The sequence below is a fragment of the Cedecea sp. P7760 genome (assembly GCF_013386425.1).
Classification (GTDB): domain Bacteria; phylum Pseudomonadota; class Gammaproteobacteria; order Enterobacterales; family Enterobacteriaceae; genus Cedecea; species Cedecea selenatireducens.
The window spans coordinates 88304-106203 of the sequence record NZ_JACARU010000008.1 but is presented as its reverse complement, the minus strand read 5'-3'; the positions used below and the strand labels follow the sequence as shown (position 1 = coordinate 106203).

At 56.1% G+C, this 17900-nt stretch carries 12 protein-coding genes and 1 pseudogene; 7 read left to right on the top strand and 6 right to left on the bottom strand.

Going from position 1 to position 17900, the window contains the following annotated elements:
* Positions 1–303 precede the first annotated feature (303 nt).
* Entirely contained in the window at positions 304–1986 is a 1683-nt protein-coding gene (eptB, locus tag HX778_RS03345) for a kdo(2)-lipid A phosphoethanolamine 7''-transferase (RefSeq protein ID WP_038477490.1), read from the bottom strand.
* Positions 1987–2301: 315 nt separating this feature from the next.
* Positions 2302–3510 carry an MFS transporter gene (locus tag HX778_RS03340; protein ID WP_176981291.1) on the bottom strand — a complete coding sequence of 403 codons (1209 nt, stop codon included), beginning with the start codon at positions 3508–3510 and terminating at the stop codon, positions 2302–2304.
* A 361-nt stretch (positions 3511–3871) separates the two neighbouring features.
* On the opposite strand from HX778_RS03340, the gene tag reads away from it, so the two are divergent.
* Both tag and HX778_RS03330 read left to right on the top strand, forming a co-directional pair.
* The gene (tag, locus tag HX778_RS03335; RefSeq protein ID WP_176981290.1) at positions 3872–4435 is read left to right on the top strand and encodes a DNA-3-methyladenine glycosylase I; all 564 of its coding nucleotides are present in this window, start codon (positions 3872–3874) and stop codon (positions 4433–4435) included.
* Complete coding sequence (locus tag HX778_RS03330; protein WP_176981289.1) at positions 4432–4878, top strand: N-acetyltransferase; 447 nt, start codon at positions 4432–4434, stop codon at positions 4876–4878. Before tag ends, HX778_RS03330 begins: the two co-directional genes overlap by 4 nt.
* Here the strand turns inward: HX778_RS03330 and HX778_RS03325 are convergent.
* On the bottom strand, positions 4841–7171 hold the full coding sequence (locus HX778_RS03325; protein WP_176981288.1) for a molybdopterin guanine dinucleotide-containing S/N-oxide reductase: 2331 nt from the start codon (positions 7169–7171) through the stop codon (positions 4841–4843). The two genes, HX778_RS03330 and HX778_RS03325, sit on opposite strands and share 38 nt — an antisense overlap.
* Before the next feature lie 153 nt (positions 7172–7324).
* On the opposite strand from HX778_RS03325, the gene HX778_RS03320 reads away from it, so the two are divergent.
* On the top strand, positions 7325–7987 hold the full coding sequence (locus HX778_RS03320) for an OmpA family lipoprotein (RefSeq protein WP_038477507.1): 663 nt from the start codon (positions 7325–7327) through the stop codon (positions 7985–7987).
* A 238-nt stretch (positions 7988–8225) separates the two neighbouring features.
* Here HX778_RS03320 and bcsG read toward each other — a convergent pair whose 3' ends face one another.
* From bcsG to bcsE, 3 genes are read right to left on the bottom strand one after another with little or no spacing between them, the layout of a single operon-like run.
* Complete coding sequence (gene bcsG, locus HX778_RS03315) at positions 8226–9908, bottom strand: cellulose biosynthesis protein BcsG (RefSeq protein WP_176981287.1); 1683 nt, start codon at positions 9906–9908, stop codon at positions 8226–8228.
* A complete protein-coding gene (gene bcsF, locus HX778_RS03310) occupies positions 9901–10092 on the bottom strand; it encodes a cellulose biosynthesis protein BcsF (protein ID WP_235212935.1) in 192 nt (63 codons plus the stop codon). The genes bcsG and bcsF overlap by 8 nt, the downstream gene beginning before the upstream one ends.
* Positions 10092–11654: a cellulose biosynthesis protein BcsE gene (gene bcsE / locus HX778_RS03305; protein WP_176981286.1), complete on the bottom strand. Its 1563-nt coding sequence runs from the start codon at positions 11652–11654 to the stop codon at positions 10092–10094. The genes bcsF and bcsE overlap by 1 nt, the downstream gene beginning before the upstream one ends.
* Positions 11655–11827: 173 nt before the next feature.
* On the opposite strand from bcsE, the gene bcsR reads away from it, so the two are divergent.
* The 4 genes and pseudogenes from bcsR (at position 11828) to bcsB (ending at position 17898) form a co-directional block, all read left to right on the top strand.
* A complete protein-coding gene (bcsR, locus tag HX778_RS03300; RefSeq protein ID WP_038483072.1) occupies positions 11828–12013 on the top strand; it encodes a cellulose biosynthesis protein BcsR in 186 nt (61 codons plus the stop codon).
* A 12-nt stretch (positions 12014–12025) separates the two neighbouring features.
* Positions 12026–12763 (top strand): cellulose biosynthesis protein BcsQ, encoded by a 738-nt coding sequence (gene bcsQ / locus HX778_RS03295; RefSeq protein ID WP_038477520.1) that lies wholly within the window; start codon positions 12026–12028, stop codon positions 12761–12763.
* A pseudogene (bcsA, locus tag HX778_RS03290) lies at positions 12756–15365 on the top strand (UDP-forming cellulose synthase catalytic subunit). The gene bcsQ and the pseudogene bcsA overlap by 8 nt, the downstream one beginning before the upstream one ends.
* A gap of 139 nt (positions 15366–15504) precedes the next feature.
* A complete protein-coding gene (gene bcsB / locus HX778_RS03285) occupies positions 15505–17898 on the top strand; it encodes a cellulose biosynthesis cyclic di-GMP-binding regulatory protein BcsB (protein WP_176981285.1) in 2394 nt (797 codons plus the stop codon).
* Positions 17899–17900 lie beyond the last annotated feature (2 nt).

Sequence of the window (17900 nt, the reverse complement as noted above, 5' to 3'; positions counted from 1 at the left end):
ACTGATTAATTTGCAACCTACAGAGGGAATCGATTGCCCTGAATGGGTAAAATTTTGTGTTAAATGATGAATTGTTGCACGATTTATTTTGTGATCTGCATCGCTCACAGCGGAAAATGCTGTCTCCCATCATAAGCGACGGCGCAAAAAACCACGGTTTTCCATAACCAAACACGATGACTTAATGTGGCCTGGCAGAGGCCAAAATAGCAGAACCTGATGCGAATAAACCCGTGGGCTGAAGAGAATAAAACACCCCGCGATACGGAGTGTTTTATTCAAATGCGTGCCGCAGTGAATCGGTTAGTTCACGGCTTTATTTGGAACGTGACACCAGTTGTTGTTCTGGTTAATCCCGCCGTTGGGTGAGGTATACCCCAGGCAGCCGAGAATAGTGTCGTACAGCTCAACGTGGCGATGCGGCACCTTCATTTTTGCCTGTTCCTGCAGGTGTTTAAAGGACTCGGCGAACGTTGGGTTCTCCAGATACTTGTCCGAGGCCCAAATCATCAGCGGCACGCGGAACTGCTCTGGCGGAGCCATAGCTCGCGGCGTGCCGTGCAGGTGCATTGAGTCGCTGATGGACTCACCGTGATCCGCGGCGTAGAAAACAATCGCCTTCTTATCGCGCACCTGGTCAATCACGCTGTCGATCATCGTATCGATGTACAGCACCGAGTTATCAAAGGCGTTGATCAGGTGTTCCTTTGAACAACCTTTTTCGAGGTTGATGCACTCAGGCGTCCATTTCGCAAAGCTGCGCGGATAGCGCTGAGCGTAGGAGAAGTGAGAACCCTTGGTGTGCAGGATAATAAGATGTTTGCCATCGGGGTTGCGATTGAGCGACTGCTTCATCTCATCCACTAACAGCATATCGTCCACGGTTTTACCGCGGTTACGAGGCTCAGCGGCAATTTGTTCGCGGAAGGCCAGGGTGTCCGGCATGGCATTTTTATAGAACCAGACTTCGCTCTGCATGGCGTACAGGTCGGAGCTAAAGCCCAGCTGTTTCAGGACCGCAAAAACATTCTGCTCTTTGAGGGTTCGCTGAGGGTTATCTTCAGCTCCGCCTTCGCGCACGAACATGCAGCGCAGCGAGAGTTTAGTGGCGGTATCGCAGGACTGGCCGCGAAAAGCGACCAGGTTTTTCTCTTTAGAGAGTTTTGGCGTGGTGTCGCGGTCATAGCCGAGCAGGCCCATGTGATCCCAGCGGGTTGTCTCGCCGATAATAAACACCACGTAGGTGTCATCCATGCCTGGCGGCGCGACGTAGGTGAATTTTTTCGTTGGGTTCATCAGAGAACCGTTACCGTCAGATTCGTCGGCCTGTGCCCAGGCAAACAGCCCCAGCGAGGAAACCCAGTTTACCGGAACATAGGAACTCGCCACGACGCCGCCGTAGCTTGCCATATCTGTGGTTGAGCCGCGCTCATCGTTGGACTGTATTTCACCCAGCGTACGCAGCGGCGCCCAAACCAGTAAGCCTGCGCAGACGACGATAGCGATGTTTTTAATGCGTTGGCCAGGGGTTTTCAGCTGCTGAAGCAGCGTATCTTGTGACCTGTTCGTCCAGATCAGATACAGCGGTATAAGGCTAACCAGCACCATCCAGATAGCGAAGTGATAGCCCACCACTTCTTTAGACAGGTCGATATCAGTGGTCATCACCGAGGCAATAATGCCGTAGCCGATCACCACGTTGAAGAAGGTCATATAGTAGCTGGCGGCCACCGAGCAAAGCACTACAAAGGTAGCCAGCACGCGCCAGAGGTTGCGGCCAAAAATCGACAGCAGGCGGAACAGGAAAAACGTCACCAGCAGGCAGGCGAAAAACTCAGTTGCAGCGGCAAGGCCCTTCCAGGCGATGAAAACCTGTGCCCGGCTATCAAAGCGTTGATAGAAAACAGAAATATTTAAAAACCAACCAATGTAGACCCCGAGCAGTAAACATAATTTCTGCTGGGACATTGTCTTAAAGTAATTCATGCAGGGTATCCTGGCGATATAAACATATTAGCGCTTATCAGACCGTGGGGTTCGAGCGTAGTTCTCTATGAGGGGTGAATTCAAAGAAAAATCTCATCTCCGCGTCAAAACTCAGCGGCGGCTAGTAGAGCACAGGATAAGAGGGATGTATCCAGATACGTGACGATCTGGCCCGTTATTTACAGTTGGCGCCTCAGATCTTTGATGGTGAGTTAATTACCTTACTTGTAGGCAGTGGCCCAATCCTGACTTGCGCTTCTGGAATAAAAAAAGCCGCCCGAGTAGGCGGCTGTATCTGCTGATTATCAGGAATAATCAGGCGTGTGCGTGTTTGTGGTTCAGCGCTGCACGGGCTGGCTGACGAATCGTGGTGGAAATCGCCAGGGAGAGAATCAGCAGGGCGAAGATGACGCAGAAGGTGACGTAGAAGCCGCCAAACAGCGAGGCGATGATGGAGCCGCAGATGCTGCCGATACCGAAGCCCAGGTAAATCACGCCGTAGTTTTTAGTCAGGTTGTTCAGGCCGAAGAATTCGCTGACCAGAGAAGGGTAAACGGTGATGGTGCCGCCAAAGTTAAAGGCAACGCAGGCGATGGCCGCAAAGAACGTCATTTCGTTCAGCGGGGCAAACAGCAGGGCCGCCATACCGACCAGAGAAATCACCTGGCCAATCGTGATAACGCGAATACGGGCGATTTTATCGGACAGAATACCGAGGATAAGGCGGCCGCTCAGGTTAGCAATTGAGATAACGGTCACCGCGTTGGCGGCGGACATTGCATCCAGGTGCACCATGCCCTGCGCGATATCTTTTGCTACGCCGATAACGTACAGGCCGCTCATGCAGGCGGTCAGGAACATCAGCGCCAGCATCCAGTACTGTGGCTGACGCATAGATTCCGCCAGGGTGAAGTCTGTTTTCGCCGCGCCGTTTGCGGTTTTGGTTTCCTGCAGCGGAGCATCTTTCATCATGGTGGCGCCGAACAGCACCATGACCATCGCCAGGCCGCCCCAAATCATAAAGGTGTTTTCGAGGCCGTAGGCCGCCAGCAGATGGGTATCAATATATTTAAAACCGAGGCTGCCGAGGCCATAGGCACCGATGGAGAAAGCAGAAATCAGGCCCTTGCGCTCCGGGAACCATTTCACGCAGTTAGACAGCGTCAGCAGGTAGCCTGCGCCGTCGGCCAGGCCGACCAGTACGCCTGCGGTGAGCCACAGCATCATCAGGTTGTTGGCGTGCGCGGTGAAGAACAGACCGGCACCGAGCAGCACGCCTGCCGCCATGGTGACCTTACGTACGCCGAAGCGGTCCTGCAGTTTGCCCGCTACGGAAGAGGAGATGGCGAGGCCCAGGCTCAGCAGGCCGAAGGAGAAGGCGACCTGGCTGATAGGGGCGTCCAGCTTCTGGGACAGCGCGCTGTTGAACAGGCTCCAGGTATAAACGGAACCCAGTGCGAACTGGGTAATGATGGTCCCGATGAGGGTTAACCAGCGAGTACGGTTGTAGGTGGCAGTGTTCATGGCAGATGTCCTGCGAATCTAAGGGAAGTTATCTGCCGCCTACGATAGCGAAGCGCCGTTTATTCCAGGAAAAAACGGCATGAAATGCGTGGAGAACGGAATGAAATGCCTCTGAGGCGGTATGAACGGCCTCCACAATGCATGTTGAGTTATGTTGGTTAGTGCTTGCTATCAATCTATTGTGCGTGATTGCTGTATATTAAATGTTAAATCATAAATGGGACATAGTTAACACTTTGCAAAATCATCAGTGCTAAATCACCTTTCTTTGATCTCGTTTAGGGTTGCGAAACGCCCCGGATTCACTATTGTCAGATTGTGAATTTGCCCGCGGGTGCGGAAGGTGATGAGGGAGAACGAAATGGAACGTTGTGGCTGGGTCACTCAGGATCCGCTGTATCTGGACTATCACGACAAAGAATGGGGCGTGCCGGTCACCGACGGGCAAAAGCTGTTTGAGATGATCTGTCTTGAAGGCCAGCAGGCAGGGCTATCGTGGATAACCGTGCTAAAAAAACGTGAGAACTACCGCCAGCGCTTCAGGAATTTCGACCCTTATGCCGTCGCGCTGATCCAGCCGGAAGAGGTGGATGAGCTGATGCAGGACGCCGGGATTATTCGCCATCGTGGGAAAATTGAGGCCATTATCAATAACGCCAAAGCCTTTCTGGCGATGGAGGCCAACGGAGAGAAATTCCCCGAGTTCGTCTGGGCCTTCGTGGAGAATAAGCCGCAGATCTCGCATGCCGCCTCGCTCAGCGAAGTTCCAGCCTTTACGCCAACCTCAGATGCGTTGTCTAAAGCGCTGAAAAAACGCGGCTTTAAGTTCGTGGGCTCGACAATCTGCTATTCGTTTATGCAGGCCTGCGGCCTGGTCAATGACCATGTGACGGGCTGCTTCTGCCACCCAGATTTTCGCCAATGATCCGGCCCTTTAACGCCGGGGAAATGGATGCGCTGATGGCGCTCTGGCTTGAGAGCACCATCGACGGGCATCCGTTTATCGCGGAAAGCTACTGGCATGAGAGCGTGAACCTGGTGCGCAATGTGTATATCCCGCAGTCAAAAACGTGGGTCTATTTGCATGAGCGGCAGCTGGTGGGGTTTATCAGCGTCATGGAGAAGCAGTTTATTGGCGCGCTGTTCGTGGCGCCTTCCTGCACGGGGCAAGGCATCGGCGGCAAGCTGCTGGAGAAGGCCAAAGAGGAATACCCGGCCTTGAGCCTCGAGGTGTACCAGAAAAATCGCCAGGCGGTACATTTCTACCACCGCCACGGCTTTCGCATAGAAGAAAGCGCGTGGCAGGAAGAGACGCAGCACCCGACGTGGATTATGAGCTGGCAGGCGGATCAAACGCCGTCACCGTAGGCGCCGGACCGGTAAATTTCTCTACCCAGACGAGGGAGTTGTTTGCCGCGCAGCCGTTAGCCAGCCGTGAAGACGGAATATCCATCGTGAGTACGTTAACCGCGCCGTTTTTGCACAGGTTATCTTCGTCCAGATCGGGCCATGCACCCTGGTGGATACAGACCACGCCGGGCCTGATGCCGTCGGTAACCTGAGCGCCCACCAGGACCTGCCCGCGAGCGTTCCATACCCGCACTAAATCTCCGTGCTCAATGCCGCGCGCTTTGGCGTCAATCGGATGCAGCGTAATAGGTTCACGTCCCGCTATCGCATACTGGTCGCGCAGCGCGGCGTAGTTTAGCTGGCTGTGCAGGCGGTGTGCCGGATGGGATGAGAGCAGCTGCAGCTGGCCGGAAGCAGCGTTGCCCTGCCATTCGTCAGGTGCCAGCCAGCTTGGGTGCGGCGGGCAATCCTGGTAGCCAAAACTGGCGATGCGCTCGGAATAGATTTCAATTTTACCGCTCGGCGTTTTGAGCGGGTTTGCTTCAGGATCGTCGCGAAAAGCTGAGAAGCGAATGAATTCAGCATTTTTCGCGTTTTCTGGCATTTCTATCAGCTGGTTAGCTTCCCAGAAGTCGTTAAATTCCGGAAGTTCGATCCGTTGGGCTGCGCCTCGTTGGCGGGCAATGTCATAGAAACTCTCCAGCCATTCAAGCTCGCTTTTTCCTTCACTGAACCGTTCTTTACCGCCGGTTTCCCATTTTTCACTCAGTTCAGCAAAGATATCAAAATCATTCCACGCTTCGCCCTGCGGGGAAACCACCTGCTTCATCGGCACAAGGTGTTGGTTGCTGTAATCCCCGGTCATCGTCATGTCGTTTCGCTCGAACGAGGTGGTTACCGGCAGAACGATATCGGCGTGTTTTGCCGCCGCCGTCCAGAAACATTCGGAGATAACGATCAGCTCCGGCTTCTGCCAGGCTGCGGCAAGACGGTTTGTGTCCTGATGATGGGTGAAGTTGCTGCCACCCGCCCACCAAAGCATGCGGAGGTCGGGGAAGGTGTGCTGTCTGCCGTTATGCTGATAGGCCACCCCTGGATTTTCCAGCGCCTCGACGATACGTGCCACGGGGATTTTTTCTACTGCGTCGGTGCCGCCAGCAAGCGAGCCCTGTAGCGAGCCGGGCACGGCCGCGCTACGCGTCGGGTTACCGCCGTTGGCAAAGTGATAGGAAAGACCAAAGCCGCCGCCAGGCGTGCCTATCTGGCCCAGCATCGCCGCCAGCGTGACCAGCATCCAGTGTTTTTGCTCGCCGTACTGCTGGCGCTGCATGCCCCAACCAGCCATCAGCATGGTGCGTTTTTGGCTGAAAAGGTCCGCCAGCTTTTCGATTGTGTCTGCCGGAATACCGCAGATCTCAGCGGCCCAGGCCGCGCTTTTCGGGATGCCGTCGGTGTTGCCGAGCAGGTAGGCTTCAAACCTGTCATAGCCATAGGTGCAGCGGGCGAGGAAATCCGTATCGTGCCTGCCATGCACAACCAGCGTGTGGGCAATGCCGAGCATTAGCGCTACGTCGGTGCCCATGTGCGGGGCGATCCATTCGGCGCGTGCCCCGAAGAAGTCGACGGTTTCTGAACGCATCGGGTCGATGGCGATAATCGTTTTGCCGCTGTTTTTTAGCTGCTCGAAGTACTTCACGCCCTGTTCGTCGCTGGCATTCCAGGCGATTTTCAGCGTGTTAAGCGGGTTCGCGCTCCACAGCACCACCACGTCGCTGTGCTCAAGCAGCAGCGGCCAGCTGGTTTGCTGCTGGTAAACCTCATTGGAGCCGACCACGTAGGGCATGATCACCTGCGCGGCACCGGTCGAGTAGTCGCCGGAGTGCCCGGTATAGCCGCCCGCCAGGCTCATGTAGCGCTGAAGCAGCGTGGAGGCTTTGTGCAGCACGCCGTTGGAGCGCCAGCCGTAGGAGCCTGCGAAAATTGCCGCCGGGCCGTAGTTCTCCCGAATGCGTTTGTGCTGCTGGTGAATCAGCGTCAGCGCGTCATCCCAGCTGATGCGCACATACTCATCTTTGCCGCGAACGCCCTGTGGCTTATCCGGCGAGGCCAGAAAGCCTTTACGCGCCATGGGAAACGCGACGCGAGCTTTGCTGTGAACCTGATCCGGCACCGCGCTTTGCAGGGAGTTTTGATGACCGGTTTCAAGCGCGCCGCGAGAGTGATAAACGCGTTCTCCGTCGGTTTCGACCAGCATGGGGCCCCAGTGCGCGGCAGTGAGGATCTGTTTACGTGAAGAGGATGAATTGGCCAATTTGGGCTCCGCGATTGCAGGCGGTGGGCTATGCCCACTCAATTTGCGACAACTATTCAGAATACTTACCGGAATTTTCTACACGAATTATCGTCATAATCAATCGCCGGGTTCGTATCCGGCAAAGGATGAATAAGGATTGAAGGAAATAAGATGAAAAAACGCGTCATGATTATCGCCGCCGTCGTGTGTGGCACCTTAGCGGTTTCTGGCTGTACCACTAACCCGTACACCGGTGAAAGCCAGGCCGGGAAATCAGGGATAGGAGCCGGAATTGGCTCGCTGGTAGGGGCTGGCGTAGGGGTTCTTTCGTCATCGAAGAAAGATCGCGGTAAAGGCGCTCTGATTGGCGCGGCCGCGGGTGCAGCGCTCGGGGGCGGTGTGGGCTATTACATGGATGTGCAGGAAGCCAAACTGCGCGACAAAATGCGTGGAACCGGCGTGAGCGTGACCCGCAGCGGCGATAACATCGTGCTGAATATGCCGAATAACGTCACCTTCGACAGCAGTAGCGCCACCCTGAAACCGGCGGGGGCCAATACCCTGAGCGGCGTGGCGATGGTACTGAAAGAATATCCAAAAACGGCGGTTAACGTGGTCGGCTATACCGACAGTACCGGCAGCAAAGAGCTGAACATGCGTCTGTCACAGCAGCGTGCGGACGGCGTAGGCAGCGCGCTGATTACCCAGGGCGTTGACGCGAGCCGTATTCGCACCTCCGGCGCAGGCCCGGCGAATCCTATCGCCAGCAACAGCACTGCGGAAGGCAAAGCGCAAAACCGTCGCGTAGAAATCACCCTGAGTCCTTTGGGGTAATCTGGCTCACTGCGGTTCAGATTTTCCGATAGCCGCATAAAAAAACCGGCGCTCCAGGCGCCGGTGAGACTGCTGACAAAGTTCATTGCTCTAAAAAAGTCCGAACCCAGGTCTACTAAAAACAATGAATAATGTTCTCTGGTTTGCCCCAAACAGTCGAAAACCACGTTTTTCGGCTGTTTGTCATCAATGTGACCGGCGCTCCAGGCGCCGGTTTTCAATCGTCTAAACGCAAACCTTATTGCGGATAAGGCACCCAGTCGCCGCCGCTCAGGCGGACATAAGGCTTATCCTGGTACTTCACCACCACCGCCGTAGAGTTTTCGGAAACCGGGGCGGTTTGCGGCAGGTTGCCGGTCAGCGCGTTCCAGTCGACCTGGTCGGCGACAAAGTTCTTGCCGTCTATCGAGCGGGAAACCAGTTCAGAAATCGCCAGATAGCTGCTCGGCTGAGTGATTTCAATGGCATCGCCGCCGTGTGGCGCCTTCATACCGACGAACTTCACGCCTGCAGGAACGTGGGTGATATCCGGGCTTGGGATATCACGCAGTCCCGACACCTGCATTTTGTCGCCTTTCAGCGCCGCGCCGTGCTCCGGCACAATCACCACCATCACTTTACGGTTCGACTTCTCAAGCTCGGTCAGGAATGAGTCCAGCTCATCAAACAGCTTCTGGGCACGTACCTTATAGTCTGCAGGCTTGCTGTTCCCCGGATAGTGGTTGCCATCATGCAGCGGTACCAGGTTGTAGAAGGTGGCGGTACGCGGGTTAACCCCGTCGTTCTGCTCACCCTGCAGCCAGCGGTGCAGCACGGCAGTGTCGTCGTAAATTGGCGAATTGTCGAACGCCTGCAGGCCGCTTGGCAGCCCGCTTTGATCCATCAGAGGCACCTGAATGCCGCCGTACTCACGGACTTCTTTCAGGAAGTCACCGAACACGCCGTTGTGATCCATCATCAGCTGCTGCTTAAAGCCCAGGCGGGCAAGATCGTCAAACAGATAGCACTGGTTGCCCTCTGGTTCATACAGTCCTTTATGCGTGGACTGGCCGCAGCTGGCGCGGAGCAGGCGAATAGCCGCCGGGCCGCTGTAAGACGTCGCCGAGTTGAAGTTTTTAAACAGAATATCGAAGTGTTTCCACAGCGGATGCGAACTGAGGCCCACCGCCTCGATATCGGACCAGGAAAGCGAGCAGATGTTAATGATCAGCAGCTCAAAAGGCTGAGCGTCTGCGGGCAGCGCGTCCGGGAATTTGGTCTGCCGTTTAGCTTCGCTGGCATAGAAGCTGTTCAGCCACGCGGTGATGTTATCGCTGGTCGGTGGTGCCGTTTGCGCCGGAATATCACCGGGAACCGGGGCCAGCGTATTGCCGGAAGTTGTTGCCCCAGCCGTGCCGCCAGCGTTAACGGAGGCTGTCGTTTGCGACGTCGACGGCAGTAAAGAGATAGCCGGGCCGGCCACGGTTAGCAGGTTCAGCCACACCAGGATTGCGACGACGAAGACCGTGACGCGCAGCCACTGCGAGACAAACAGCCAGGCAACCAGCAGCACAAACGCCGCGCCGATCATCTGCCAGTTAATAAAGCGTGTCACCAGGTCGAGAAGGTAGTCTGCGCTAAAGCCGACAACCTGCGAGCCCTGGCTCATGATGCTGTCAGGTCCCGGCAGCCAGGTATCGTGCCAGAACAGGCCAATTCCCACCGGCAGGGCTATCCAGTTACGCAGCTTATGAAGTTTGAGCGGCGGCAGCGGGAACAGCAAAAAGGCCAGAAAAACCAGGTTTGCCAGCGGATGAAAATTAAGATAGCCGGTCCACAGCAGCCCGAACTTCAACAGGAAGTAGTAGTTCCAGCCACCCAGGCCACGCCAGTATTGCAGAAAATAGGCTGGCGACTTTGCCGTTTGAGAGTGATTAGTCATGTTGATGGTCTGCCTTGACGGAAGTTCGGCGCAGCGTTCCGGCCGGTTTAACGTAGCGTGGTTTTAAAAACATCAGCCGTACCGAAGCGGTAAGGCGAGGAAGCCAGCGGCGAGCGGTGTAGCCCAGCGGAATAAAAATAATCGCGCAAAGCACGATGAGCTGAATGATGTCGGTGATGTTCATCATGGTGTCTGCTCCCTCGGCGTGTCATCCAGCAGCGTGATGGGCGTTGGCCCCCGACGCCAGCCGTGCCCTTCGCGGCTGACATGGCGCACGGTGTTCAGGTCGAGGGTGGCGGCAAGCGGCTTCGCCCACTTCTCCGGACGCATGGCCTGCATCTGGAGTATTTCAGCCGTGATTTGGCTGTCTTCAAACCACACCATGCGGTTGGTGAAAATGTCGTTCACCGGCAGCGGGAATATGTGATTCAGCGCGGTATCGAGATCGTTAATTCGGCAGAAAGAGAGGAACAGCACCAGCCGGTTTTCGCCGAGGGTGACGATATCGCCCATGCGGTTCGGACGGCACAGCGTCAGCGCCTGCTCAACCCGCAGCCCTGGCACCGGGCGCAGCGCGACCATTACGCCTTTGCCGTCTTCCGGCAGCAAAGCGTTGTTCATCAGCGTGCCGATGCCGTTGCAGAAGACGTCCCACGGCTGGTAGCCGCGCAGCTTCAGCGGCTGCATCTGGTCTATCAGGACGCTAATGTCTTCCGGCACATGGCGGGTAAACTTCGCGCCCTGCACGCTTTCTATCATCGTCAGGCAGCGTGAAAGCGGGGCGTTCCACGGAATAATCAGCGTGGCGCCGCAGCCCAGTAAAAGCCTTTCGTCGGTGGCGCGCAGGCTGGCCTGGTTTTCGCGGACAACGAGTTTGAGCGCACTGCCGCGCTGGCGGCGGAGCGAGTGGATCTGGCGGGCAATGCTGTTGATTTGGCCGTTCTGGGTGAGAGAGAAAATGATCGTCGCGGCCTGCGCGGTTCGCGCCGCTTCAAACAGCTGCTCGTTGTTGTCGAAGAGCTGCCAGTTTTCCGACAGGGCAGGGGCACCTTCCAGCACCGCAATGTGGCTGAGCACGCGTTTTTCATCGCTGCGGGGCTGAGGGGCGTTTTCGGAATTTTCCTGCACCTGCCACGCTTCATTTTGCCATTGAATATTAAGTTGTTGATCGGCTGTGACGCCTCTCTCATTACACCAGAAGGCTACGTCGTAACGGTGAATATCACTTTGTGCGCGCAGGCTGGCGAGGCCGGAAAGGCTGCGATGTTCGCTGACTAATAATGAGAATTGTTTGTCATTATTATTTCCGACATTGACAAAAAGCAGACTGCACTTAATGCGTTTGGTCCATTTTCCCATCGCGGCAAGCCAATGGCGCAGGTCGGCTGTTGATATATTGTCCCAAACGTTATCTGAGCTTAAGAGTATAAAAAAGTAGTGTTCGGGATTAATGCTGCACATCAAATCACGGCGCAGCGAGTTGAGCCCATTGATAGTCGAAGGCATCGTAAAAAGGCGTATTTTCTCCGGGCCTTTCGTCGAGTCGAGCTTTATCGTTTGTTTTGGCCTGGCTGACATTGCAATGACGGCAACGTTTGCATCCGAGTTTTGGGCTGCAACTGTTTGATTAACAATGTTTATTGCGTCATCCTGACATTCTACGTTTAGCCACCAGATGCCGCCTGCGGGCATATGGCTCAATTCGTTCCACAATGAACGGATGCCAAGCGAAAATATGGGTTCCATGGCGTCCCCTGGAGATAAATTAGTATGTATGTCAGTTTACTAGCGTAAGCTAAGAAAGAAACCTACCATTGAAAATAAACAGCATCAGTTTTAGCATTGTAAAACACTTTTCGTTTTCCGGACATTTGCCGTTATCGCTGGTGACGAAACCTGCCCGAGGGATGACTACCAAAATGCAAGATGAAGAGACTGGCAATGCTCAGGAAAACAAGCTTGTTTATGCCTTCCAAAATGATTTTCTGGCGCTAAGTAAAGCATTCTCACTGCCGGAAATAGATTACACCGATATATCGCAGCAGGAACAGCTGGCGGCGGCAATTAAGCGCTGGCCGTTGCTGGCGGAATTAACGCAACAATAGGGAGTAGGCCTGATGGCTGTCATTGGGTTGCAGGGGTTGCGTGGTGGTGTAGGGACGACTTCTATCACCGCGGCACTTGGCTGGTCGTTGCAGCAGCTTGGGGAGTCGGTACTGGTGATAGATATCTCGCCAGATAACCTGCTGCGCATGTTTTATAATATTGATTTCGCAGAGCCTAAGGGCTGGGCGCGCGCCATGCTGGATAACGAAGACTGGCGCAAAAGCGCGTGGCGTTATACCAGCCACCTTGACGTGCTGCCGTTTGGTCAACTGAGCCCGGCTGAGCATGAAACGTTCGAGACGGTGGAAAAAGCCCTCGGGCAGTTCAGCCATTTTCTCGCTGACCTGAAAGCGAGCCAGCAATACCAGTGGATTTTACTGGACTTACCTCACGGCTTTAACGCATTAACGCGTCAGATTCTGGCGCAAACCGATAGCGTACTGACGGTGGTAAAACCGGACACCAACTGCCATATCCGCCTGCACCAGCAGGCCCTGCCTAAAGGCGCGCACTTACTGGTGAACTATCTTCTGGTAGCGAGCCAATTGCAGGACGATATCTACCAAATCTGGCTGCAGAGCCAGCGCACGATGATCCCTATTATTCTCCACCGGGATGAGGCGATGGCCGAAAGCGCCGCGGTAAAACAGCCGCCTGGCGAGCATCGTCCAGACTCGCTTATCGCAGAAGAAATTATGACGCTCGCTAACTGGTGCCTGCTGAACCTTTCAGGGAAGAAGCATGAGTAACCTGGCGTCGTGGCTGTTACTTCCTGCTGCCAGCCGGCGGTTGGGGGAGCGTTATCGTACTTTCCGTCGCAACGGCGCTCCGCCGTTCAGCGCCGTGCTGGGCTGCATAGTCTTTATTCTGGCGTGGATTGTTCTGCCGCTTGAAGGCCAGCGCTGGAGCCGCATACGCGCCGAGCATGACCAGCTTTATCCGCACATCAATCCCGACAGGCCTCGGCCGCTGGACGCTGTCCGTTACGCTATTCAAAGCCTGTGGCTGATGCTTCGTGCCGGCAAGAAAAGCGGGCGCCCTCGCGTGCGTTCTTTTGCCCGAATTCAGGCGTGGCGCGAGAGCTGGCATGACTGGCTGAATAAGCTGCCGGAAAACTTTAGCAATCGCACCCAGCACCTCGAAGAGAAGAAAGAGCTGGGCCATATCAGCCACACCGCCCGGCGTATTATTTTGGGCGCGATCGTGGTCTTTTCCGCCGTGCTGGCCCTGCTTTGCATCACTCAGCCGTTTAACCCGCTGTCGCAGCTTATCTTCCTGCTGCTGCTGTGGGGCGTCGCGCTGCTGGTTCGCCGGTTGCCCGGGCGTTTTGCCGCGCTGATGCTGATCGTGCTGTCGCTGACCGTTTCCTGCCGCTATATCTGGTGGCGCTACACCTCGACCCTTAACTGGAACGATCCGGTGAGCCTTGCCTTCGGGCTGGGGCTGCTGTTTGCCGAGACGTACGCCTGGCTGGTGCTGGTGATGGGGTATTTCCAGGTGGTGTGGCCGCTGAACCGCCAGCCGGTGCCGATGCCAAAAGACATGAGCACCTAGCCGGTGGTGGATATTTTTGTCCCGACCTATAACGAAGAACTGCACGTTGTGAAGGGCACCATCTACGCCTCGCTGGGCATAGACTGGCCGAAGGACAAGCTGAACATCTGGATTCTGGACGACGGCGGGCGCGAGGAGTTTAAGCAGTTCGCCGATATGGTCGGGGTAAATTATATCGCTCGCCCAACGCACGAGCACGCCAAAGCGGGGAACATCAATAACGCGCTGAAGCATGCCAAAGGTGATTTCGTCGCCATCTTCGACTGCGACCACGTGCCAACGCGCTCCTTCCTGCAGCTGACTATGGGCTGGTTCTTCAAAGAGAAACAGCTGGCGATGATGCAGACGCCGCACCACTTCTTCTCGCCCGACCCGTTCGAGCGCAACCTTGGGCGTTTTCGTAAAACGCCTAACGAAGGCACGCTGTTCTACGGGCTGGTGCAGGACGGGAACGACATGTGGGATGCCACGTTCTTCTGCGGTTCCTGTGCGGTGATCCGCCGTGGGCCGCTGGACGAAATTGGCGGTATCGCCGTCGAAACGGTGACCGAAGATGCGCACACTTCGCTGCGCCTGCACCGGCGCGGCTACACCTCGGCTTATCTGCGTATTCCGCAGGCGGCTGGGCTGGCAACGGAAAGCCTTTCGGCGCACATCGGGCAGCGTATTCGCTGGGCGCGCGGCATGACGCAGATTTTCCGTCTCGATAACCCGTTCTTCGGCAAAGGGCTGAAGTTTGCCCAGCGACTCTGTTACGCCAACGCCATGTTCCACTTCCTGTCGGGGATCCCGCGGCTTATCTTCCTGACTGCGCCGCTGGCGTTTCTGCTGTTCCACGCCTATATCATTTACGCCCCGGCTATCATGATTGCGCTGTTTGTTCTGCCGCACATGGTTCACGCCAGCCTGACCAACTCCAAAATTCAGGGCAAGTACCGCCATTCGTTCTGGAGTGAAATCTATGAAACGGTGCTGGCGTGGTATATCGCCCAGCCTACGCTGGTGGCGCTATTCAACCCGCACAAAGGGAAGTTCAACGTCACCGCGAAAGGCGGGTTAGTTGAAAACGAGTACGTAGACTGGGTGATCACAAGGCCGTACCTCGTGCTGGTGCTGGTTAACCTGCTGGGCGTTGCCGTTGGGGCATGGCGTTTCTTCTACGGCCCCGAAAACGAGGCGCTAACGGTGGTGGTGAGCCTGCTTTGGGTATTCTACAACCTGATTATTCTCGGTGGCGCAGTCGCCGTTTCGGTTGAGAGTAAGCAGGTCAGGCGCGCGCACCGCGTTGAAATCGCCATGCCGGCGGCGCTGGCGCGTGAAGACGGCCATCTGTTCCCCTGCACCGTGCACGACTATTCAGACGGCGGGGTAGGCATCAAGATTCATGGCCCAACGCAGGTGCTGGAAGGCCAAAAAGTGAATCTGCTGCTCAAGCGTGGGGCGCAGGAGTTCTTCTTCCCGGCCCAGGTGATGAGGGTCTTTGGTGACGAAGTCGGCCTGCAGCTGGCGCAGATGACCACCAAACAACATATTGATTTTATTCAGTGTACTTTTGCCCGCGCCGACACCTGGGCGCTATGGCAGGACAGTTTCCCCGAGGATAAGCCGCTGGAAAGCCTGGTGGATATTCTCAAGCTTGGTTTCCGGGGCTACCGGCACCTCGCGGAGTTTGCTCCACCGTCATTGAAGTTTATTTTCCACGCGATCACCGTGCTGGTTGACTGGGTTGTGTCGTTTATTCCGCACAGCCCGACGGCCGAACCAGCAAAACGGCGGACCTTGTCTGCATTGGCCTGACGAGATTGCTTATGAAGAGGGAGGAAGCGTGGTTTTTCCCTTTTTGTAGCCGGCAACCGAAATAACGAATTGATGTTCTCTGGTGTTTCTTCCTTCGCCTGAGGTTTGTCAACAGCCTGATTAATTTGATGAAAACGCGATGAAAAGAAAAATATCCTGGTTTTATGCGGCGGCGGTAGGCATCAGCGCCCTGCCTGTTACGGCGGTGAACGCGGCTGACGCGACCCCGGCTCCGACGGTTCCTGCCGTGGCTACGGCAAACCAGGCGGTGGTGACACCTCAGCCTGGGTCGACGGACGCGGTGGTGCCTGCAACGCCTGCGGAAAACGCCCCTACGGTTGGGCAGGTCTTGCCGGGTGTGCCGGGTGCAAATGCACCCATCGTCGCCGAAAATGTGCCTTCTCGCGATGTGAAGCTGAATTTCGCGCAAATTGCGCCGCCGCCGGGAAGTATGGTGTTAACCGGCGTGCAGCCGAACAGCGGGGTTGAGTTTGGCATGCGTCGGGATGAAATCGTCTCGAAAGCGCTGCTGAATCTTGAATACACGCCTTCGCCTGCCCTGCTGCCGGTGCAGTCTCAGCTGAAAGTTTATCTTAACGACGAGCTGATGGGCGTTCTGCCGGTCACCAAAGAACAGCTGGGCAAAAAGACGTTTGCTCAGGTGCCGGTCGATCCGCTGTATATCACCGACTTCAACCGCGTGCGGCTGGAGTTTGTCGGCCACTATCGCGATATCTGTGAAAACCCGGCCAGCAGCACGCTGTGGATGGACGTCGGGCGCAGCAGTTCGCTGTCGCTGACCTATCAGCGTTTGCCGGTGCAAAACGACCTGTCGCACTTCCCGGTGCCGTTCTTCGACTCGCGCGATGACCGCCCGCTGACGCTGCCGATTGTTTTTGCCGCCAGCCCGGATATTGAGCAGCAGCGCGCCGCAGGGATTGTCGCCTCATGGTTTGGCTCCCGCACGGCGTGGCGTGGGCAGAGCTTCCCGGTGCTTTTCAACCAGTTGCCGACAAGCAACGGTATCGTATTTGCCACTAACGACAAGCGTCCTGACTTCCTGCGTGACCATCCGGCCGTGCAGGCGCCAACCGTTGAGATGATAAGCCACCCGGATAACCCATACGTTAAGCTGCTGGTGGTGATGGGGCGCGATGACAAAGACCTCGTGCAGGCCGCAAAAGGGATTGCCCAGGGCAATATCCTGTTCCGCGGCAGCAGCGTCACCGTGGATGATGTGAAGCCATTGCTGCCACGTGAACCTTACGATGCGCCAAACTGGGTGAGAACCGACCGCCCGGTGACGCTTGGCGAAATGAAAGGCTACCAGGAGCAGCTGCAGTCCAGCGGAGTGCAGCCGGGTGCGATTAGCGTGACCATGAACCTGCCGCCGGATCTCTATCTGCTGCGCAGTAACGGGATCGATCTGAACCTGAAATATCGTTACACCGCGCCAGCGATGAAAGACAGCTCGCGCATGGATATCAGCCTGAACAACCAGTTCCTGCAGTCGTTCAGCCTGACGCCGAGCGAAGAGAACAGCAAGCTGCTGCTGCGCCTGCCGGTGCTGCAAGGGCTGCTGGACGGCAAAACCGACGTGGCCATTCCGGCGCTGCGCCTGGGTGCCGCCAACCAGCTGCGCTTTGACTTCTCGTACATGAACCCGATGCCGGGTGGTTCGCTTGAAAACTGTATTACTTACCAGCCGATTCAAAACCACGTTGTGGTGGAGGACGAGTCAACTATCGACTTCTCCAACTACCATCACTTTATTGCGATGCCGGATCTGCGTACCTACGCGAATGCTGGCTTCCCGTTCAGCCGCATGGCCGATCTCTCGCAAACTATCGTGGTGGTCAGCAAGGAGCCTAAACCTGCTCAGGTGACCGCGCTGCTGGACGCGCTTGGCACCATTGGTTCGCAAACCGGCTTCCCTGCCGTAAACGTGAATCTGACGGATGATGGCAGCACAATTCAGGGCAAAGATGCGGACATCATGATAATCGGCACCATTCCGCCGACGATGAAAGATGACAAACGTATCGATCTTCTGGTTGAAGCCGCGCAAAGCTGGGTGAAAACGCCGGTCCGCCAGACGCCGCTGCTGAGCAGCGTTTCCGATCCAAAAGATCGCGCGGCGGATACGCAAACCACGGTCAATTCCAAAGGTGCTATGGCCGCCATCGTGGGCTTCCAGTCGCCGTATAACGACCAGCGCAGCGTCCTCGCTTTACTGGCCGACAGCCCTCGCGGCTACGAACTGCTGAACGGTGCGCTTAATGACAGCGGCAAACGTGCGGCGATTTCCGGGTCCGTGGCGGTGATTCGTGAATCCGGCGTCGATAGCCTGCGCGTGGGTGATATTTACTACGTTGGCCATCTGCCCTGGTTCGAGCGCATCTGGTACGCATTGTCGAACCATCCGGTTCTGCTGGCTATCTTTGCGGCGATAAGCGTGGTGCTGCTGGCCTGGGTGCTGTGGCGCATCCTGCGTATTATTAGCCGCCGCCGTATCGATCCTGAAGACGAGTAATC

Excerpts from the sequence above, each read along its gene's own strand:
- eptB (WP_038477490.1), bottom strand. The coding sequence starts at position 1,986 with ATGAATTACTTTAAGACAATGTCCCAGCAGAAATTATGTTTACTGCTC.
- HX778_RS03340 (WP_176981291.1), bottom strand. The coding sequence starts at position 3,510 with ATGAACACTGCCACCTACAACCGTACTCGCTGGTTAACCCTCATCGGG.
- tag (WP_176981290.1), top strand. The coding sequence starts at position 3,872 with ATGGAACGTTGTGGCTGGGTCACTCAGGATCCGCTGTATCTGGACTAT.
- HX778_RS03330 (WP_176981289.1), top strand. The coding sequence starts at position 4,432 with ATGATCCGGCCCTTTAACGCCGGGGAAATGGATGCGCTGATGGCGCTC.
- HX778_RS03320 (WP_038477507.1), top strand. The coding sequence starts at position 7,325 with ATGAAAAAACGCGTCATGATTATCGCCGCCGTCGTGTGTGGCACCTTA.
- bcsG (WP_176981287.1), bottom strand. The coding sequence starts at position 9,908 with ATGACTAATCACTCTCAAACGGCAAAGTCGCCAGCCTATTTTCTGCAA.
- bcsF (WP_235212935.1), bottom strand. The coding sequence starts at position 10,092 with ATGAACATCACCGACATCATTCAGCTCATCGTGCTTTGCGCGATTATT.
- bcsE (WP_176981286.1), bottom strand. The coding sequence starts at position 11,654 with ATGGAACCCATATTTTCGCTTGGCATCCGTTCATTGTGGAACGAATTG.
- bcsR (WP_038483072.1), top strand. The coding sequence starts at position 11,828 with ATGCAAGATGAAGAGACTGGCAATGCTCAGGAAAACAAGCTTGTTTAT.
- bcsQ (WP_038477520.1), top strand. The coding sequence starts at position 12,026 with ATGGCTGTCATTGGGTTGCAGGGGTTGCGTGGTGGTGTAGGGACGACT.
- bcsB (WP_176981285.1), top strand. The coding sequence starts at position 15,505 with ATGAAAAGAAAAATATCCTGGTTTTATGCGGCGGCGGTAGGCATCAGC.